General features: G+C 34.5%; 18 protein-coding genes. 3 read left to right on the top strand and 15 right to left on the bottom strand.

Annotated elements, in window-relative coordinates; all coding sequences use genetic code 11:
• Positions 1-62 precede the first annotated feature (62 nt).
• On the bottom strand, positions 63-1,499 hold the full coding sequence (locus AC1Q8L_RS02955; RefSeq protein ID WP_000527998.1) for a flavin monoamine oxidase family protein: 1,437 nt from the start codon (positions 1,497-1,499) through the stop codon (positions 63-65).
• 200 nt (positions 1,500-1,699) lie between these two features.
• Between AC1Q8L_RS02955 and AC1Q8L_RS02960 the strand changes: the two genes are divergently transcribed.
• The gene (locus AC1Q8L_RS02960; protein WP_000715322.1) at positions 1,700-2,644 is read left to right on the top strand and encodes an L-lactate dehydrogenase; all 945 of its coding nucleotides are present in this window, start codon (positions 1,700-1,702) and stop codon (positions 2,642-2,644) included.
• An 88-nt stretch (positions 2,645-2,732) separates the two neighbouring features.
• Here the strand turns inward: AC1Q8L_RS02960 and AC1Q8L_RS02965 are convergent, their stop codons facing one another.
• The 7 genes from AC1Q8L_RS02965 to AC1Q8L_RS02995 all read right to left on the bottom strand — a co-directional run bounded on the left by AC1Q8L_RS02965 (position 2,733) and on the right by AC1Q8L_RS02995 (position 8,711).
• Positions 2,733-3,746 (bottom strand): AI-2E family transporter, encoded by a 1,014-nt coding sequence (locus AC1Q8L_RS02965; protein ID WP_001006602.1) that lies wholly within the window; start codon positions 3,744-3,746, stop codon positions 2,733-2,735.
• Between the two features lie 182 nt (positions 3,747-3,928).
• Positions 3,929-5,539, bottom strand: coding sequence for an amidase family protein (locus AC1Q8L_RS02970; protein ID WP_000759472.1), 1,611 nt, complete (start codon positions 5,537-5,539; stop codon positions 3,929-3,931).
• A 111-nt stretch (positions 5,540-5,650) separates the two neighbouring features.
• Positions 5,651-5,782, bottom strand: coding sequence for a hypothetical protein (locus AC1Q8L_RS02975; RefSeq protein ID WP_000997344.1), 132 nt, complete (start codon positions 5,780-5,782; stop codon positions 5,651-5,653).
• Between the two features lie 125 nt (positions 5,783-5,907).
• Positions 5,908-6,510, bottom strand: a complete 603-nt coding sequence (locus AC1Q8L_RS02980; protein WP_001277011.1) for a nitroreductase family protein — start codon at positions 6,508-6,510, stop codon at positions 5,908-5,910.
• Positions 6,511-6,567: 57 nt separating this feature from the next.
• The gene (locus tag AC1Q8L_RS02985) at positions 6,568-7,218 is read right to left on the bottom strand and encodes a DsbA family oxidoreductase (RefSeq protein ID WP_000216673.1); all 651 of its coding nucleotides are present in this window, start codon (positions 7,216-7,218) and stop codon (positions 6,568-6,570) included.
• Positions 7,219-7,289: 71 nt separating this feature from the next.
• Positions 7,290-7,721 (bottom strand): Rrf2 family transcriptional regulator, encoded by a 432-nt coding sequence (locus AC1Q8L_RS02990; RefSeq protein WP_000704085.1) that lies wholly within the window; start codon positions 7,719-7,721, stop codon positions 7,290-7,292.
• A gap of 120 nt (positions 7,722-7,841) precedes the next feature.
• Positions 7,842-8,711 (bottom strand): LysR family transcriptional regulator, encoded by an 870-nt coding sequence (locus AC1Q8L_RS02995; protein WP_000156761.1) that lies wholly within the window; start codon positions 8,709-8,711, stop codon positions 7,842-7,844.
• Between the two features lie 97 nt (positions 8,712-8,808).
• On the opposite strand from AC1Q8L_RS02995, the gene AC1Q8L_RS03000 reads away from it, so the two are divergent.
• The gene (locus AC1Q8L_RS03000; RefSeq protein WP_492339401.1) at positions 8,809-9,714 is read left to right on the top strand and encodes a DMT family transporter; all 906 of its coding nucleotides are present in this window, start codon (positions 8,809-8,811) and stop codon (positions 9,712-9,714) included.
• Positions 9,715-9,756: 42 nt separating this feature from the next.
• Here AC1Q8L_RS03000 and AC1Q8L_RS03005 read toward each other — a convergent pair whose 3' ends face one another.
• From AC1Q8L_RS03005 to AC1Q8L_RS03025, 5 genes are all read right to left on the bottom strand, one after another.
• Positions 9,757-10,377 carry a YcnI family copper-binding membrane protein gene (locus AC1Q8L_RS03005; RefSeq protein ID WP_000821388.1) on the bottom strand — a complete coding sequence of 207 codons (621 nt, stop codon included), beginning with the start codon at positions 10,375-10,377 and terminating at the stop codon, positions 9,757-9,759.
• A 34-nt stretch (positions 10,378-10,411) separates the two neighbouring features.
• Positions 10,412-12,061, bottom strand: a complete 1,650-nt coding sequence (locus tag AC1Q8L_RS03010) for a copper resistance CopC/CopD family protein (protein WP_000114327.1) — start codon at positions 12,059-12,061, stop codon at positions 10,412-10,414.
• Between the two features lie 329 nt (positions 12,062-12,390).
• A complete protein-coding gene (locus tag AC1Q8L_RS03015) occupies positions 12,391-12,810 on the bottom strand; it encodes a VOC family protein (RefSeq protein WP_000750850.1) in 420 nt (139 codons plus the stop codon).
• Between the two features lie 85 nt (positions 12,811-12,895).
• Positions 12,896-14,254: a branched-chain amino acid transport system II carrier protein gene (gene brnQ, locus AC1Q8L_RS03020; protein WP_001284785.1), complete on the bottom strand. Its 1,359-nt coding sequence runs from the start codon at positions 14,252-14,254 to the stop codon at positions 12,896-12,898.
• 238 nt (positions 14,255-14,492) lie between these two features.
• Complete coding sequence (locus AC1Q8L_RS03025; protein ID WP_000522501.1) at positions 14,493-15,185, bottom strand: FMN-dependent NADH-azoreductase; 693 nt, start codon at positions 15,183-15,185, stop codon at positions 14,493-14,495.
• Between the two features lie 292 nt (positions 15,186-15,477).
• Between AC1Q8L_RS03025 and AC1Q8L_RS03030 the strand changes: the two genes are divergently transcribed.
• Complete coding sequence (locus AC1Q8L_RS03030) at positions 15,478-16,443, top strand: arsenic resistance protein (RefSeq protein ID WP_000103816.1); 966 nt, start codon at positions 15,478-15,480, stop codon at positions 16,441-16,443.
• Positions 16,444-16,654: 211 nt separating this feature from the next.
• On the opposite strand, the gene AC1Q8L_RS03035 is transcribed toward AC1Q8L_RS03030, so the two are convergent.
• Entirely contained in the window at positions 16,655-17,902 is a 1,248-nt protein-coding gene (locus AC1Q8L_RS03035; RefSeq protein WP_001024718.1) for a DUF4153 domain-containing protein, read from the bottom strand.
• 204 nt (positions 17,903-18,106) lie between these two features.
• Positions 18,107-20,251 carry a DNA topoisomerase III gene (gene topB, locus AC1Q8L_RS03040; protein ID WP_000766771.1) on the bottom strand — a complete coding sequence of 715 codons (2,145 nt, stop codon included), beginning with the start codon at positions 20,249-20,251 and terminating at the stop codon, positions 18,107-18,109.
• Between the last annotated feature and the right edge of the window lie 180 nt (positions 20,252-20,431).

The raw sequence follows: 20,431 nt of genomic DNA on the forward strand, positions 1-20,431 counted from the left end.
AATAATTACGATTTATATTTATCATTTTATTAAAAGAATGACCATTTGTAAATATAAGAGATTCACTGTTCATTTACTTCATATGCAACTCTAACTCCAGACTCAATTGCCCCTTGCATCCACCCATGTGTTAATGTCGTATGCTCTCCTGCAAAGTGTACTTTTCCAGATGGTGGTGTAATATACGGAAATAACTCGAGCTCTTGGCCTGGTTCGAAAGCTGTAAATGCACCGCAAGAATACGGATTTTTACTCCAGCTAAAAGATGTTCCAGTGACAAACTCACTATAGACGATGTCACCGTATATTTCCGCTAAATTTTTTAATGCGTAACGAATACGATCTCTTTGCGGGAGACTATCCCATGTTAACGCCTCATCTGCCCACGTATAACTTGCTATAACGATAGCTGGTCCTGGAGTATGAATGCCATAACTCGGATAGTATGTAAACCGTATCGGTAAATCAGTAATAGATTTACCTCCACACTGTCCCGCTTTCTCCCAAAATCTACTTTTAAACTCTATTGCAATTTTAGTTGCAGCAATATAATTTAATTCACGAATTGCTCTTTTTTTAAAATAAGAGAATAAATAGTATGGCTGAACTTCTACAAATCTTAACGCTGAAAATGGAATTGTAATAATAGCAAAATCACTTGTTATTGTAAATTGCTCTAACGTTTGTTCATGATTTCCTTGTAACATTACTTTATTATCTTCTTGTATAATTTTATCAACCTTATACTGCATTAAAATATGTTCCCTTAATTGTGGTAAGAATGCATTCGATAACTTATCCATTCCACCAGTTATTTCATAATATTTCGTTGTTGAAGTAAAGAAAATCATTTCACGTAATACTTCAATTAAGGACATTCCCATATAAGCTTCCATATCAAGAAGTACCCCAATCATATCTATTGCACCATCTGAATAATACTCCATTAAAAATGAACCAAGCGAATACGTTTTATACTTTTTTTCAACGATAAGCCAGTTTTTATCAGGATCCTTCTTAATATAATTTAGTATTGGTTCTAATACTTCAATCATTAGCTCTTCTGCCGTTTTTCCTTTTTCTTTATCCAAAACCGGATATTCAAGTACACTTGGATCATTTTCAAACACATTCAATCTCGTTTGAATGTTATTCGTATAAATGATATCTGCAAAAGTTTTATTTATAAAAAGGTTTAAAGGTAGTTTAAATTTATGAATATACGCTAAGGTTAACTTATGGGTGTCAGGGATTCTCATCGGTCCCGCATTAAAATATAAACCCACACTAAATGGTTCCCGAATCGTATACACCCTGCCACCTATTCTGTTATTTGCTTCTATAATCGTTACTTCGTGCCCAGCCTCTTTTAATAAAGAACCTGCAACTAATCCAGAAATCCCTGCACCTGCAATCGTAATCCGTTTTGGGTTATTCTTTTTGACAAGCCCTGCATGAATAATATGAAGCATTTCTTCCATTGCTAATGGGTTCCCCATGCCATTTCCCCTTTTACAAAGGATTTTACTGAATTATATTCGGTTCACTGAATTCCTATGTTTTGTTCGCGGATTTGCACGGATACATTTTCAAATACTTGAATATCTTTTATAAAATGTAATAAACTAGATATGACTCTATAGAAGTAAGACGTATTATCTTACATAATAAAATCAATGAAATTGCGAGGAATTTTGAAATGAAAAAAGGTATTAACCGTGTTGTATTAGTAGGAACAGGAGCAGTTGGATGTAGTTATGCTTACTGCATGATTAACCAAGCCGTAGCTGAAGAATTTGTTTTAGTCGATGTAAATGAGGCAAAAGCTGAAGGGGAAGCAATGGATTTAAGTCATGCTGTTCCATTCGCACCAGCTCCAACTAGAGTATGGAAAGGCAGCTACGAAGATTGTAAAGATGCTGACCTTGTAGTTATTACAGCTGGATTACCACAAAAACCAGGCGAAACACGTTTAGATTTAGTTGAGAAAAACGCTAAAATCTTTAAACAAATCGTTCGCAGTATTATGGATAGCGGATTTGATGGCATCTTCTTAATCGCAACAAACCCTGTAGATATTTTAACTTACGTAACTTGGAAAGAATCTGGTTTACCGAAAGAACGTGTAATCGGTTCTGGTACAACGCTTGATTCTGCTCGTTTCCGCTATATGTTAGGTGAGTACTTCGATATTGGTCCACACAACATTCACGCTTATATTATCGGAGAACACGGCGATACTGAACTTCCTGTTTGGAGTCATGTTTCCGTTGGTATCCAAAAACTACAAACACTGCTTGAAAAAGACAACACGTATAATCAAGAAGATTTAGACAAAATTTTCATAAACGTCCGTGATGCAGCTTACCATATTATTGAGCGTAAAGGCGCAACTTATTATGGTATCGGTATGTCACTTCTACGTGTTACAAAAGCAATTTTAAACGACGAAAATAGTGTATTAACTGTATCAGCTTACTTAGAAGGTCAATATGGTCAAAAAGATGTTTATATCGGGGTGCCTGCTGTTTTAAATCGCGGCGGTGTTCGTGAAATTTTAGAGGTTGAATTAAGTGAAGAAGAAGAATTAAAATTCGATCACTCTGTTCAAGTATTAAAAGAAACAATGGCTCCGGTTCTTTAATTAAGATAAAAAAGCAATCCAATTTATTTTGGATTGCTTTTTTATCTTAATTATCCCCTATGACCTTTTAATGATTTTCTATCATTTCTTATTTTTTAGTCGCATCCTCATTATTTATATCAAGTACATCTAATAAAAAGATAAAGATTGGTATCCCGATAATAAGCCCCCATATTCCGAGGAAATGCTCTGAGAAGATGAGAATCATAAATGTATAAAAGATTGGTAAATTTGTTTTTGCAGACATAAACTTCGGATTTAAAAAATAACTTTCAAGAGCGTGGATTACTGTTATGAACACGAGTATGTATACTACGTACATAACTCCGCCTACGTTGTAAGCAATGATACAAAGTGGAAACAAAGAAATAATCACACCTGCAACAGGAATCAACCCTAGTAAGAAAACCATAACAGCTAATACAAGTAGCTGTGGAAATCCTAAAACAATTAATGCAATGACAGTAAGAATACAATTTACAACGGCAATTAAAAACTGAGCTTCAATTACTTTTCCGAACGATCTTGCAAATCTTTCACCAAAATATGCAATTTCCTCATAAAAGATTTTTAACTTACTATCTTTAAACTTAGATGTAAATGTAATAATACGCTCTTTTTCTAATAAGAAAAATAAGCTTAAAATTAGAGATAATAATATTTGTAAACTTACCTTCCCTATATTTGCTATTGATTGATATATGACATCTACACCTTGTTCTATATATTTTGATACTTCCATCCCATTAATTGTCGAAAGTACATATTTAACGATTTCATTATCAGGTGGATTTTGAAAAAACAGTTTAAATTGATAAATTAATTGTGAAATTTGTATCGTCAGCACAGGTAAATATTTATATAACGTTGTGCCTATAAAGGAAACTAGTATTATATACAAACATGCAATAACTATTTTCCGGTTTACTTTCAATTTTCTTGAAATAAAACGTTGAAATCGATCCATTAAAAACGTCAGTATAAACGTAATTAATATTAAATTGATCATACTTTTTAATGCATATAATACAAGCGCTACTATTATTAAAACGAGAAACCGTTGAAACCCTCTACTTCGAAAAAAACTCTTTACTTCATTCATTAAAAATTAACCTCCCCCTTCAATGGATGGAAATTGAATATATTACATTTTATGAACTCCTATAGACAATCTTTCTTACTAATTAAGAAGAATCCTTTTTTTCTTTTCATATTGTTAGATTCGTTTAACTGGAATCCACCAACATATTTCGGTGGACTCCAGTTATTTTTCATATAATCTTTTTATAAACTAGGTGATTTTCTATTTTTAGACTGCTGTTCATACGCATATCCCATATTGAAAAGCTCTCTTTCACCAAACTGTTTCCCTACAAACACTACACCGATTGGTTCTCCATTTTTATCATATCCAGCAGGAACCGCTAATTCCGGATAACCAGCTACAGCTGATAGAAGAACTTCATCGTTATTAATCATAACTAGAGCATCCAAACCTTGTTCTACTAAATACCTATCTAGCTCTTTTTTTGCATTTGCTTGACTCGTTTGTACTACGTTTTCGAACTCTTCTTTCGTTATAGCAGATTTTTCAGACCCCTCAATTAATGTTTGTCCGTACTTTATTCGTCTTTTACTATCCTTTTTATTAAACGCTAAAATCTCTTCTAACGATTTTACCGGTACATTCTTTTGCTGTGAAAGATAGTCGTTTACATTATGCTTGAACTCATATTCTAAAGTTTGCAAATTATCTACACCCCCATTGTTTAACTGAATATAATCAGTCAATATTGCACCTGCATCTTGAAGGTCTTTTTTTATTTTTTCTGCTACTGTTTTTCTATTTTCATCTTGTTGGTCTACAGAAAAAAGAAGCCCTATCTTTTTCCCTTTTAATCCATCTATTGATAAATCCTTTGTATAATTAATTCTTTCTTTATCTTTCATTTTTTCTGTCATAACATCTTTTTCGTCATAACCTATCATTGCATTAAATAACGTTGCTGCATCTTTTACTGTTCTTGCCATAGGTCCTGCTGTATCAAGAGTTTCAGCTAATGGAATAATTCCTGTTCTACTTACCATACCTAAAGATGGACGTAACCCAACTACTGATTGCTGCGCCGCTGGTGCAACAATCGATCCCGTCGTTTCTGTTCCAATTGCAAGCGGCGCAAAATCTGCCGCAACTACTGTAGCAGATCCTGAACTTGATCCTGAAGTATCGAATGTAATCGGACCGTACGGGTTTAAATTTTGTCCTTTCTTCCCGCTATACCCGCTTGGCATTGTAAAAGATAAATAGTTCGCCCACTCAGACATATTCGCTTTTCCTAAAACAAATGCTCCTTCTTCTTTCAACTGCTTCACAATTGTTGCGTCTTGATCTGCAATCCAATCTTTTAATACATAAGTTCCTGCACTAGTCGGCATCACTTTTTCCGTCTGTACATTATCTTTTACAACGACAGGAATACCATATAAATTCGAATTTTTGTTTCTACCCCGCTCTTGATCTAACTTTCTTGCTTCTTCCATCGCATTAGGATTTATCTCTGTAACAGAATTTAATGTTATTCCATTTTGATCATGTTCTTGTATTCTAAAGAGATAAATGCTCGTTAATTCTTCATATGACAACTTTCCGTCATCAATCATTTTTTGAAGCTCATCTACAGTCGCATTTACGACTTCTTTTTCTTTTATCTTTACATTTTCTATATTGATTCCTTTAAGCTGATTATGTATCGGTTGTAGCACTCTTTCTTTATCATATACAATACGCTCAGGTTCCTTTGGAAAATAATTTTTATACACGTAATATCCGCCGGCACACGCTAATAAGACAATGCCTCCAGTGATAGACAGCGTTACCTTTACCCATTTCTTCATGTTGCTTCCTCCACTCTATAAGATGCTTAGCTATACAAAAAAGAGAGTTACCTTTTACTTAACTCTCTCCAATCAAAATGCTAAATGAAAAAATGAAAGATTTCAATCTAATTACTTCTTTTTTTGCATTTGCTTTGCTAACATTTCTTTCACTTGATTATACGTTAATCCTGAATTTTTATTTAAACGCTTTACTTCCTCAACATCAGTACCTACCACTGTATATTTTTTCTCATCATTCATTTTTCTAATTCCCTTCTCACCGTATTATTTCTTATATTTCTTCCCTAAATGCGCATAAATTAACACCACTACAAAAAGGAAGCTGTTTTTAAGCACAGCTTCCTTCTCGTTACATATTGTATTTCTTAATAAAATTTCACTACATCTTCAGTAGGCAAGAACGTTCTTTCTGCTGGTTGTTCGTTTGGTTCACCAAATGGCATTTGACCTACTAAGCTCCACTCTGCTGGAATGTTCCAAGTTTCTTTCACTTCAGCATCTACGATTGGGTTGTAATGTTGTAATGATGCACCAATTCCTTCAGCCGATAATAGCATCCACACAGTATGTTGTAACATCGCATTTCCTTGATGAGACCAGAATGGGAACTGATCTTTGTATAATGGGGCATTTTCTTGCATTTTTTCTACAGTTGCTTGATCTTCAAAGAATAGAACTGTTCCTACACCTGCATGGAAGCCTTTTAGTCTTTCTACAGTCGCTTCAAAGTTTTCTGCTGGTACGCGTGCTCTTAGTGTTTCTTTAACGATATCCCAAAACTTTTCATGCTCTCCATCCATTAATACAACCATACGACCACTTTGCATATTGAAAGATGTTGGTGCGTGTAAAGCTGTTTTTAACACTTCTTCAATTCTTTCTTTCGTAATTGCATCGTTTTTTGCTACTTTACGAATTGAACGGCGGTTCACGATTGCTTCTTTTAAGTTTGTTGTAGTTGCTGACATTTTAATTCCTCCAAATGTTTGTTTTATAATTTATTTTGTTATTTCATAACAAGCGAATTAGCAATATCCATCGGTATTACATTGCATACCTTCAAATGAATTTGTTTTATCCTTTTCAATTTCTTTATCAATGACCCTTTCTAGTGTTTCTTTACTAGCAAGCCCTTGAATGACTTCATCTCCAATCATGACAGTTGGAACAGCCATAATATTCGCTTCATCATATGCGTGCTGAATTGCTTCTTGATGCTTTTCTTTATATTTACGAGTTACTAAAGCATCTTTAAATTCCGCCTCAGGAAGTCCTACTTCTACCGCTAATTTTGTTAACACATCAATATCTTCAATGTTTTGCTCTTCTTGGAAAAATGCTGTGAATACGCGGTGATGATACTCATTACCTAGTCCACGTTCTTTCGCAAATTGACATCCTTCGAAAGCTAAATGTGTATATGGATGTGGTGAAACACGTGGCAAGCGCATATCAATTCCTAACTTCTTCGCTGTCGGAAGAATGAAAGCATCCCATGAACCTAATTTTTCTGGTTCATTCCATGGATCTATTTTTGAATATGGACTTGGACGTAATTCAAATGGCATCCATTCAATCTCTACATCTTTCTCTTTCGCTACCTCATCTAATGGACCTTTTGCTAAAAAACAAAACGGACATATAAAATCTGAGTATACTTTCATTTTTACAGTCATAACTTTTACACCTTACCTTTATTGTTGTAATCAAATCAGTTACATTAATGACAAAAAAATATAAATAGGATTTAAGCATTCATTTTTTCTTGCAAAGTCTCAAACAACTGCCCCATTGTAATATTTCTCAAAACTTCTTCCATCGCGGATTGTGCTTGAATTAAAATAATTTCTAACACCGCTTGAATATTCGCCCCAATTGGACAATCTGGATTCGGTTGCTCGTGAATATGAAATAGCTTGTCTTCTTCGACTACGTTCACTGCATGATACACATCTAACAATGTGATTTCATATAAATCCTTTAGTAATCCCGCGCCACCCGGTCCACGATTTACGTAAACAAAGCCAGCTTGTTTCAAGTACGACATGATTTTACGAATGACTACTGGATTTGTATTGACACTCTCAGCCATATAGTCTGAAGTACAAAGTGAAGATGGATTGTTTTTCAAAATAGATAAAATATGAACAGCTATGGAAAAGCGGCTACTAATTTTCATCGTAATCACCACCTCGATGTAATCATTATAGTTACAACCAAAAAATAAGTCAATCCTTTTCATAGATTTTTTATAAGTAAATTAAAAAGTGTCCCATTATGATATATGAGACACCTCTTTTTATTCTGCAAATAGCGATTGAAATTCTTCAATAAATAGCTGCACAGCGATTGAAGAATCCTTTAATGAAGGAACAGCTAAAGCAATTTCTCTCCATACTTGTGGTTCCAATTCTCTCGTTTGCACATTTTTTGGTAAATTCGTTAAAGATAATTCAGCTAATATTGCAATGCCCAATCCTTCTTGAATCATATTTAAAGCTGTAGTAACTGTCGAAATTACATATTCAGCCCGAAGTGGTACGTTTGCTTGTTTAAACATATCAATAATGGGTGGTTCGTATCCACCCTTACATAATATGATCGGTTCATTCTCTAAATCACAAATTGTAAGAGCGTCCTTCTTACAGAGAGGATGATCCTCTCTTAAGATAGCAACCATTTTCCCCTTCGTTAATGGAACAATCTCCATATCTTTATTAGGCAAAATAACAATTCCTATATCAATAACCCTCGATACTAACCAATCTTCAACTTCTTTAATCGTTCCTTCACAAAGAACGACTTCTAAGTTCGGATACTTCTCCTTAAAAAGGTTTATCATTTTGGGTAAGAAATGTGCAGAAGCGCTCGGAAAACTCCCAATTCGAATCGTCCCAACTTCGTGCCCTTTCTCCATCGCAACTTCTTGTTCAATCTTCTCTACACCGTTCAAAATCTCTCTAATATGTACAAGAATTCTGTTTCCTACATCCGTAACAATTAATCCTTTTCGTTTATCACGTATAAGAATCGTAACTCCTATCTCTGACTCAATACTTGAAATCGCATGACTAACAGCTGGCTGCGTCATATTTAACACCCGAGCTGCCTTCGTAAAACTACCTAACTCAACGGTTTTTATTAATACTTGCAGTTGTGTAATGGTCATAACTAATCACTTATACTCCCCATAAAAAAGATTCATTTTATTTATTACAGTCGATATCATATCATAGTGAAATGAATAACAACAAGGAGGTCTTACCGTGACACAGCTTTCTCGAACTAAGACGGCCATAATCCTTACCTTTCTCGTTTTCATGTGGGGAATCAATTGGCCTTTATCTAAGTTTGCCCTGCATTATACACCACCCGTTTTATTTGCAGGCGTTCGAACTTTAATTGGAGGATTCATTTTACTCCTTTTCGCATTACCGAAATACAAAGAGTTACACTTAAAAGAAACTTGGCATTTATACGTTATTTCTTCTTTACTTAACATCATTATATTTTACGGATTACAAACTGTAGGCCTTCAATATATGCCAGCTGGGTTATTTTCCGCCATTGTATTTCTACAACCTGTTTTACTCGGCATTTTCTCATGGATTTGGCTTGAAGAATCTATGTACGGCTTAAAAATTTTTGGGCTTGTTCTTGGATTTATTGGCGTGGGTGTCATTAGCTCTAGTAGTTTAACTGGACATATCTCTATTATCGGAATCCTTCTCGCGATAGGATGTGCTATTGGCTGGGCACTTGGAACAGTATTTATTAAGAAGACTGGGCACCGCGTTAATTCCATTTGGATGGTAACACTTCAGCTCATTATTGGCGGGCTTTGCTTAATTGGATTTGGTTCAGAGTTTGAAAGCTGGTCTAGTATCGCTTGGAGTATACCATTTGTTAGCGTACTTCTCTTTATTTCGTTCTTCGTTATTGCAATGGGGTGGCTTGCATACTTCACACTTGTTGGAGCTGGTGAAGCAAGTAAAGTTGGGGCTTATACATTCCTCATTCCACTAATCGCTATTATTTTAAGTTCAATTTTCTTACATGAGGCCATTACAATGAGCTTATTTATTGGGCTATTATTTATTGTTGTGAGCATTTGTTTTGTAAATATAAAACCAAAAGCACTTGCTATAAGGCAGCAAGTTGAATTGAAATAAACGTAAGAAAGAGCCTACTGTTTGTAGGCTCTTTCTTACGTCTTACTTTTTACGACGTACTACAAAAACACACGCACCAACCGACGATACAATCGCCAAAATAGATAAGACAATCGCTATTACTTGCATATTACTAGTGCCTTCATTCTTTTCTACACTAGACACTTCACCATGTTCTCCTGTTAATGACGTACCTTTTGCAATTGTAGTAAGTGAATGTGGTTTTTCAGCTTTTTCATCGCCTGTCCATTCAACAATTTCTCCATCTTTATATTGTTGATATGCATCCCAAGCTATTTTTTGCTCTTTATCCGGATTTTTAGCGACGAAAGTAAATCGTTGGAATTGACCGGTTAAAATCCCTTCTCCTGTCGCTTCCCATACTACAGTTTTCACTTTTCCAGCACTATCTTTTTGCGCTTCCACTTTCCACCCTGGCACTGGCTCATACTGTTGAAACTCAACGCCAGACGGTATTTTTAGTGTGACTTTTGTTGTTGCTATATTTTTTTCAACTGGTACCTTTATTGTGTAAGTCTCCCATGAATTAACATCAGAAGTTTCTGGCTTTACCGTCACATGAGCACTAACAGGTAACGAAAAGATTCCCATTGCAATTATTGTTGCGATCATTGTTGTTCCTAATTTTTTTATACGTTTCATTTTCTATTAACTCCCTTTCATCTATAACGCCTCTTTATCTGCCACCTACAATAAATTTATAATCTGTATCGAAGCTATCCAGAGATTTTGTTAATCCATGAACATGTATATTCCAGTTTCCTGTCATGTTAATATACATACCTTCTGCTTCATATTCTCCCGGTGAAACTGCTGAAACTTTAAATGAACCGTTTCCCATGTTCATATCTAATGATTGAGTCGTCAATATCATTTGTTCCATATCAGTAATAGGCTGTCCCTTTTCATCCTTTAGTGTAATATGGAATTTATTTTGACCTACCTTATTCGGACTTACATTTAGCGTAAGTTCATATCCATTATCTAATTGCTTACTCTCTGTAAATGGTCCAGTAGGAGGCATCGGTGGTGTTTGTACGTTTGTCATAAAAGCTACGATTACGAAAATGATAATTCCAATGACAAACTCTACTTTCACCGTAGCTCCTAATCCTTGCTGTGCTCGCATTCTCCCTTTCACATAATGAATAATTCCCAATATCCCCATGAAAATGAATAAAAGTATCTTTGTTAATAAAGCCAATCCATACTTCGTATCAAATAACGAGTGGATTGTTGGAATAAAAAATGTACTGTTAAAAAGGCCTGTTATTAAAATCACGATGACAGCACCTGTTGCCCACGGTGAAAAACGCTTAATCATATCCCAATACATATGCCACTTGTTATCCTCATTACGTAAAAGAAGAATAATAGATGATAAACCACCAGCCCATAATGAAGCTGCGAATAAATGTAGAAAATCCATAACGACAGCAATGTCTTTAAACTTTAAACCGTATGCGTGACTATTAAAGGCCTTCATAACAAGTAACCCTATAAACAATAGTATTGGAATACTCCATACTTTAAACGACGAAAACTTCTCATGCTTCACCGCAAAATACGTAACAATTATAAGCGTACTAATGAGAACCATTTGAGTAATCCATACATAACCAAAAACAGAAAGCTGTAATGTTTCTTTTAATAGTAAAGGGTTGAATGCTTCTAGCCACGAAACATCGGCATTTATTTTCGCTTGCAATGGTAGGTTGAATAACAAGCTAATAAATATCCCAAATAAGGAGATCCATATTATGTTCTTACTCCTTGATCGAACCGAGGTTGCATTCCCTTTATACATAATAAGATTAAAGAAGAGAACTCCTAAAAATAGCGAGAAACTCGTATATAGAATCCCACGTTCCATAATCATATCGATTTGCGGGACATACCCCATCTCTTCCACTTGTACATCGTCTGTTCCCGCTTCCGCTAATCCAATACGGAATGGAATAACCCCTTGAATTGGATGCCCATCAGCTGAAATAGCTTTCCACTGAATAGAGTAGAGACCATTTTTGAGATTTTCTTTTAATCCGGCTTCTAATAGTTTTTTATTTTTTTTATCAATATGAGCATCTTTTAAATCGACTCTTTTACCTGATGTATCTCTCACATACAATGTATTAAAACGTGAAACTTGTATGTCCTCATCGAATTCAATTTTCACAACAGATGGTGCTCTCTTCAACGTTTCATTTTCCGTAGGGTTTGATTTCACAACATACGCATGAGCAGATGCACTTTTCGGTATCAATATGATAAGCACACACGCAAGTAATAACCATGTCCCTAATCTTCTCATTACTTTCACACTCATTTCACTTCTTTCTTCCTCATCGCTCTATTTTCATTACTTTAACTTCCGAAGTTTGATTCTCCGGCGAAATATTAACCTGATTAAATATAAACTTCTAGAAAGTATAACTCTTTATTTCTCTTCCACCTTTAAACTTCTAATATGATAGTAACTATCACGATAGATACAACTTACATTTTTAAAGTCGATTGTTATTATATCATAAAATATATTTATGTAAGTTATCAAAGAAGAAAAGTTATCGTGAATCATTTGTGAAGAAAATGTGAAATACATAAATAAAAAGGTATTACGTTATTACGTAACACCTTTAAAAAAATATCCCTCTTCTATTTCTCTTCCGGATAATCACAATACTCGATAATCGTTCCTTCAGTATCCGCTGGGTTAAGATAAATTAATCTTCTGCCGTGTTTATTAATTCGAAGTGTATGCTCTAACGTTCGAATGCCTTGCTCCTTTAACTCTTCTAAAGCTACATCTAAATCATCTACTCGATATGCAACATGATGTACACCTTTACCTTTTTGTTTGATGAATCTGGCAATTGGCGACGTCGTATTATTCGTCGGTGCAAGTAATTCAATTCTATCTCCATCCACTTCAAGAATGGCTACTTCGCTTTCCACACCAGGAGCTTCACTTACGTAACGATCTATTAAAGTTCCTAGTAACACATTTTCATAAAAACGTATCGTACTATCTATATCTCGAACTGCGATGCCGATATGATCAATTGTTTTTTTCATTTTATTTCCCCTACTACTTTATTTTTTCTATCCTTATCAATAGTAACAAAAAAAGTTATAGAAACAAGTTCTATAACTTTTTTATTTAACCTATTTTCTTATCCGCTCTAGTTGCTGGTTGAACTTGATTTTTTGCTTTTACAACGCTAATGCCATATCCGATAAATCCACCGATAATCGCTGGGAAGATCCAGCCTAATCCTACTTCCTGCATCGGAAGGAATTTAGTGAACACTTGGCTTACTACTTCAATGTTAACTCCAGCTGCACTTAATCCATCGAATAAGCTGATGATAAATGTTACGATTAAGCTCACTTGATAAACTTCAGCTCTTCCTTTGAATAATGAATGGAAGAATGTTAAGAAAATCAATACGATTGCTAGTGGATAAATTGCTGTTAATACTGGAACAGAAACTGCGATTAACTGTGTTAATCCTACGTTTGCAACAATTGCACTAAATACACATAGTGTGATTGCAATTGCTTTGTAAGGAACATTTGGGAATAACTTATGGAAGAATGAAGAACATGCTGATACAAGTCCCACACTAGTTGTTAAACAAGCTACTGTAATCATTAATCCTAATAATACTCCGCCATATGATCCGAAATAGTAGTTAGAAACTTTCGCTAATACTTCTCCGCCGTTCTCTAAATGTCCAAGCTTTGCAACACTTGAAGCACCCATATAAGAAAGAGCTGTATAGATAATTGCTAAAATAGATGCTGCAATTATTGTCGCTTTTGCACAAACGACCATAATTTGTGTTTTCGTTTTCGCACCTTTTTCTTTAATAGCATTGATGATGATAATCCCGAATACGAATGATGCGAGCGTATCCATCGTTAAGTATCCTTCTTGGAATCCTTTAAAGAATGCATGTGATGTATAAGCTTCCACTGGTGCTTGCATATCTCCAATCGGATGTATAAAAGCAACGATTACTAAAATACCGATGAAAGTCAACTTAATTGGCGTTAAAATTTTTCCAACAATATCGACAATTTTCGCGGGATTTAGCGAAAAAAAACAAGTGATGCTAAAGAATATAATTGTGAAAAGAATTAAAGGTGTAGAACCTACTCCCTCTGGCATAAACGGCTTAAGACCAATTTCATAAGATACATTTCCTGTTCTCGGTATTGCAAATAACGGACCGATCGCTAAGTATAAAACTGTTGTAAATACAATCCCGAACACTGGGTGAGCACGACTTGCTAATGACTGTAAATCATCTTTACCTGAAAAACCAAATGCTAGTACACCTAGTAATGGTAATCCAACACCAGTTACTAAAAATCCAGCGTTAGCAATCCATACATTCTCTCCTGCTGATTGACCAAGCATCGCTGGGAAAATTAAATTTCCTGCTCCAAAAAATAGTGCAAATAACATTAATCCAATAACTACTATGAACGAAAACGGTACTTTATTCGCCATATTATAACCCCCATTCAAATTTCCTTATCTCATTTTCCAATTTTAACTAATTGAATTTTCTGAATATTTAATTTAAGTATCAACTATTCTTGAACTCATTATAGTTTGCTATATAATATTTTGCAATACTATTTTCGAACTTTTCTTTTATTTTATAAATATACATTTTTTAACATGAAAAATAGACTAAAAAACCAACACGGTCATCCATGTTGGTTTTTCCATTTACTATCATGAATTAAAATTTCGCTGCTACTTTTTTAACGTTTTCTAGACCTTCTTCAACAATTTGTTGTGAACGATCTGGATATTGATTGTGCCCTTCAATTACAACTGTCTCTGGATTTGTAATTCCCCAGAATCCAAGTACAGTTGTTACGTAATTAACTGCCATTTCCATAGGAGCCATTTGCTCTGAAGAGTAATCTGAACCACGAGCACCTAACACAACTACTTTTTTACCACCAACTAAACCTTCTGGGCCATTTGCTGTATATTTAAACGTTTTTCCAGCTTGAGATAAGTATGAAATATATGTGATTAATGGTGCTGGTACTGTAAAGTTCCATAATGGGAATGCAAATACAACCTTATCAGCTTCTAAAAACTGATTTAAATATTGATCTACTGTAGCAACTGCCTTCTCTTCTTCAGCTGTTAACTCCATGCCTTGGCTACGTTTATATCCACCTGAAATCGCGATATTTCCGTAATAAGGAAGATCTAATGCAAATAAATCTAATTCCATAATTTCTGTATTTGGATTTGCTTCTTTATAAGTACTTACAAATGTTTCATACATTTTTGAACTAACTGCTTGCTCCGCTGGACGATCGTTTGCTTTTACAAATAATACTTTTGACATTTTTTTATTCCCCTCTACATTCTTATTTTCTTCTTTTTTACCAAATAATGAGCTAAATAGTCCCATTTTCTTCACCTAATCTTTCTTTTCATATTCATTATTCATCATCATAAAAATTCTTATTCTAAGAAAAAGTTTCAATAGATACCTTAAGTTAAGCTATCAAAACTTTTTGTTATTTAATTACCTTATGTAAGTGATTGTAATATAGTCACTTACTTTAGTCAAGTAACTTTCAATAAAAAACAAAATCTCAATTTAAAAATATTAACTAAAATACAATTGAACACCAAATACATCTTTATTACTTGTATAATAAACTTAGAGAGGAAAATTCATATATAGAAAGGATTTATTCATGAGCACTATAGAAAAGATTCAAACTTTTATTATTCTTTTTGCTGTTACATGCGGCATCGTACTCGGACAATTTAATATGATACATACGTATTCAGACAAGTTTATTGTTCCCTTCTTATTTTTTATGCTATATGGATTATTCCTCAGCATCCCATTAAAAGAAATAAAAAACGGATTTCGCAATTTAAAATTTGCTGGAACAAGTCTTACTATTAACTTCTTATGGACCCCTTTACTCGCTTGGGGATTAGGAGCACTATTTCTTTCAGATCATCCAGCACTTTGGGTTGGATTTATAATGTTAATGGTTACTCCATGCACAGATTGGTACTTAATCTTTACTGAAATAGCGAAAGGAAATGTAGCACTTTCTACTGCAATTTTACCTGTAAATTTAATTTTGCAAGTACTACTCCTTCCAATTTATTTATTTTTATTTGCTGGTGTCATGAAAACTGTAGTGGTTTCTGTTTTAGTAGAAAGTATTGTTATCGTAATCGTCTTACCATTTATACTTGCACACGCTACAAAATTCATTATGAATAAAATGAAAAAAGCTGAAACTCTCGAGAATAAACTCATTCCGTTTTTCAGCTCTGCTCAAATTGTATTTTTAAGTTTAGCAATAGTAGCGATGTTTGCATCACAAGGTAAATATTTACTGCAAAATATGAATGTCGTTTTATTATTACTCGTTCCTGTTCTATTGTTCTTCATCATTAATTTTTTACTAGGACAATTTATCGGACGCATCATGCATTTATCTTACAAAGATACAGTAAGTCTAAGCTTAACAACGTTAGCAAGAAACTCACCTGTTGCACTCGCTATCGCTGTAACAGCTTTTCCAGACGAGCCTCTTATCGCACTTGCACTCGTTATTGGACCGTTGATTGAGTTACCGGTACTAGCTTGTGTTTCACAAGTTTTGTTGCTTATTAAGAAAAAACGGCAATACGCATAATAAAAAACGTCCCATTTTGGGACGTTTTTTATTATGGAAAGATTACATACAACACTTATTTCTTATTTCTTATTTATCAATACAAATGAAATTACCGAAACTACAAACGTAATAATACCAATTGTAATAAAGTGAAACTTTAATCATTGGGGGTTTTGTTCATCCCCCAATGATTATTAGCCCTCACCACTCCCGCATTAACAGATCCTTTCTAATTAAAAATGATAGGAAACGTAAATATAACGAAAGCTGCCCAAAGTCCGTATATTGGCAAATACTTCGTAACGGCATCTTGGATAGCTTTTGGTCCTGATTTATTTTGCAAGAAACGCATATAGGCAAACATAATCCAAATGAGATTTGCCCAAATCAGTATGTTTACTCCTAAAACAGCAAGTCTATTAGGTGTAATCCCGTAAGAAGAAAGTCTAAATACTATGGCTGACAATGCGACAGTGTCAATAATAAGCGCCAGAACAATTAAGGAAAAATTTATATAATCTGAAATATTCTTTTTCTCGTCCGAGTCACTTTCAACGATAGAAAATATGGTAACAGCCAATACACCAAGGAGGATTCCGTTGAAGGCCATTAGGAAATTGCGATCCAAGAACGGATTTTTCCCGACCCAAATTACCGTTATAAGATAGATAAGCAACGTGATCAGGACGAGAGGACTAAAAATTTTAGATATGTATGGTGTAATATTTTTAGCAAGCTTAAGATTCATTGATACTAAGTATGCAGCCACAATAGCGAGAGCCGCTGCTCCAAATAAAACAACATTACTAAAATAGAATTCTCCTATATCTAAGTCAACAAAGCTAAATAAACGCATGGTGAATACTGCTAGTATCATTCCGCTCACTGCCATGCTGGCGTAGAGAAGACAATATTCTAAATTAAATTTTATATAGGCTAATCTTGTACTGCCTTTTGAATATTCATTTCCTGTAAACGCAAGCCCTACTAAGACCCATAAAAATATAGGAAGATGTAAATAAGCAAGAATGGTACTGTCTTTATAATTTAATGGCAACGTATTAAGATACATCCCGGAAATAAGGAACAACGCTGCAAGGGAATAAATAATACTTTTTTTGGGAGTATTATTGTAAACAAAATAAGCAGCAATAAAGGGAATTACACCAAAAGCCAAGTTAATTGGAGCAATTGCTTCCTGCTCAACAAAGTGGAAAATGATCCTGGTGCTTATGCCGGCCAGAATAGCTAAAAGGCCCATGAATAAGAAACCTTTTTGAAACAAAGATGTTTTTTCTTTATTTACTTTCTCCTTGAAATGCAACCTTTCATACCAAGCACCTAGAACCTGGGAATCAGGGTTTTGGTCCCATGCTTGTGAGAATGCTTTTTTAAAAGCTTTCGGATCTTTTCTATACATCTTCTCCAACTCATGGGGGTTATCCATATTTTTAACAATCAAATTGTTAATGTTCATAGTTATACCTCCTCTAATTTTAAAAATAAGGTTGTTACCTTTTAACAAAAGCACCTCACTCATTTATTATGATTTTGATTTTAATACAAAATTTATCGTTTTACAATAAAAAATTATTATTTAAAGGATTTTTTTTATCGTTAAATTTTAAATAAAAGAAAAACAAAAGAGCATGACAGTTTTATGTCATGCTCTTTTAACAAATTAATTCTCAAATACAAAATTAATCTTATTATCTTTCCACTCTAATTTCGCATCAAACGTTTTCTCGCCCTTTTTAAAACCTTTAATTAAATCAGTCTTTTCACCTTTTAAGAGCTTTGTCATATTCTTTTGCGAAATTGTTTTACTTAATATCTTCTTTGAAATGGTAAAATCACATTGCGTTGTATTATAGTTAGAACAACCGTAAAACGTTGACTTATCAATTACATCACCATCACATTTTTTACAGCTACCAACCTTTTTACCCGTTGTAAATTTCGATCCTTTCCGTTCAATCGATTCAACATGTAGTCCCGTGAAATCCCACTTCTCAGACATTTCCACTGCGTCTTCAATAATTTTAGCTGATAGCTTTTTCGTCTGTTCCATAAATGTAGCTGGTGAAGCTGTACCTTCACCAATTTCCGCAAGACGTTGTTCCCATTTCGCAGTCATTTCCGGTGAAGCTAGTATTTTATCACCAATTGCGGTAATTAATACTTTTCCTTTATCAGTCGCATACACTTGGTTTTTCTTTACATCTATATACTTACGGTCTTTCAGCATCGTAATAATACCTGCGCGAGTCGCTTCCGTACCTAAACCTTCTGTTTTCTTTAATACTTTCTCCAGCTCTTCATTCTCTAAATACTTACCAGCTGTTTTCATTAACGTAATAAGTTGTCCTTCTGTATAGCGCTTCGGTGGCTGTGTTTTTCCTTCTTTCACTTTCACCTTTACAACTTTTCCTTCTTCGCCTTCAGCTACAATTGGAAGAATGGTTTCGTCATCTTTATCGTCTTGGAAAATAACTTTACGCCAACCTTCTTGAATTTGCTGTTTTCCTTTTGAAATGAATTCAGCACGTTCATCTACAAGCGTTACAATCGTTGTATAGTCAAAGATTGCAACTTCATAATGAGCTGCAATAAGCCTTCTTACGATCATATCGTATATTTTCTTTTCATCACCTGATAGTCTGCTTGGGTTTGTAACTTGCTCTGTCGGAATAATTGCGTAGTGATCTGTTACTTTCTTTTCATTTACATAACGCTTGTTATTCATAATGGATTCAACCGGAGCCGGTAATAAGCCTTTATATTCATCAAACTGACTTAACTTCTGTAAAATATCAGGGAACGTCGCTGCTTCTCCTTGTGTAACATAGTTAGAATCTGAACGTGGATAAGAAACAATCCCTTTTTGATAGAGTGCTTGCGTTATATCAAGCGTCTTTTTCGGTGAAAACTTAAAGGCTTTATTTGCCGTTGCTTGCAGTGATGATAAGTTAAATAAAAGCGGCGGCTGAAACTCTTTACGCTCCGTTTTCATTTCCTTCACAACAGCCGGTTTCCCTTGGCAAAATGCCGCAATTTTATTCGCCATATCAGGGTCTTTTAAGCGGGATTCATTATCCTTTTCCCATTTTCCGTCATATTTCTTTCCTTCTATATTAAAGGTTGCAAACACTTCCCAGAAAGGCTCTGACTTAAAGTTTTCAATTTCTTTCTCTCGCTTTACAATCAATGCTAACGTTGGTGTTTGGACACGACCAGCAGAAAATACATCATTCATTCCTTTTTTCTTTAACAAAATACTAAAGACACGTGATGCATTCATACCAACAACCCAGTCAGCGCAAGATCTTGTGTATGCTTCGTAATACGTATTAATTGTATCTGATTCATCAAGTAGATTTTTAAATCCTTGGTAAATAGCTTGCTTCGTTAAAGATGAAATCCATAGACGTTTCATCGGCTTTTGCACGTTACAAAGATTAATAATATTTCGTACAATCAGTTCCCCTTCACGCCCAGCATCGCCCGCGTGAATAATTTCTGTTACCTGAGGATTATGTAACAGCTGTTTCACTACGTTAAATTGCTTATACTTTGACTTTGTTACTTCAAATTGAAAACGTTCTGGAATCATCGGTAATGTATTAAGTGACCATTTTTTCCACTCTGCGTGATAATGCTCTGGATTACATAACTGCGTCAAATGACCAATTGCCCATGTACAGTACGCTCCATTTGGAAATAACTCATTCGCTTCTACCTCTAAATATCCATCTTTCCGGCGATATTTAAACTGTGAAACAAGAGCCAACCCTTGATCTGGTTTCTCGGCAATAATTAATTTCATTTTATAACTCCCTATCTGTATTCCAGTGTTACTTTCATTGTCTATATGTTTAGAAGCGATGATAAAACAACAATCTTATTTATCATTCGCGGTTTGTCTCGCAAATGGGAGACCTATAATATTATACGCTTATTCTTTATGCCTTCACAATAGAAACTCATAATATAACAATTTCTTTCA

The organism is Bacillus sp. GW823-FHT06A11, from assembly GCF_058795355.1.